The sequence below is a fragment of the Frankia sp. AgKG'84/4 genome (genome assembly GCF_023242965.2).
In the GTDB taxonomy this organism is placed as follows: Bacteria; Actinomycetota; Actinomycetes; order Frankiales; family Frankiaceae; genus Frankia.
In genome coordinates this window covers 1-571 of sequence record NZ_JALKFU020000694.1, presented here as the reverse complement: position 1 = coordinate 571, position 571 = coordinate 1, and the positions used below count along the sequence as shown (strand labels likewise).

1 protein-coding gene is annotated in these 571 nt (G+C 77.4%); it reads right to left on the bottom strand.

The window, feature by feature from the left end; translation table 11 throughout:
- The coding region (locus MXD58_RS24660) for an MFS transporter (RefSeq protein WP_250610044.1) at positions 1 to 571 on the bottom strand (571 nt) is incomplete at both ends.

The following is a 571-nucleotide window of genomic DNA, read 5'->3' as shown; positions in this document are numbered from 1 at the left end:
CCCGGGTCACGGGGGGTGGCCGGGACGAAGACGAGGGCGCCGGCGGCGACGGCCAGGCCCAGGGGCAGGTTGACGAGGAACAGCCACTGCCAGTCCCCGGTGCGCAGCAGCAGCCCGCCGAGCAACGGCCCGGCGGCGGGCGCGACGTTGACGACGGTGGAGAGCGCGGCGAGGACCCGGCCCATCGCCTCGGGGCGGGCCAGGCCGGCGGCGAGCGCCATCGCGGACGGTTCGAGCAGCCCGCCGCCGAAGCCCTGCACGACCCGCGCGGCGATCAGGGTGGCGGGTGAGCCGGCCAGCGCGCACAGCAGCGAGCCGAGTCCGAACAGCCCGAGGCCGGCGAGGAACACCGTGCGCCCGCCGAGGCGGACGCTGGCGTAGCCCAGCAGTGGCAGCGCGGACGCCGCGGCGAGCAGGTAGGCGATCGTGACCCAGACGATCGTGGTGAGCGGCGCGTCGAACGCGGCGCAGAGCCGGTCGAGGGCGACGGCGACGACCGTGCCGTCGAGGACCGCCACCAGTGCGGCGCCGGCGAGCACGACCACGGCCGGGCCGGTGCGCACCCTCGTCG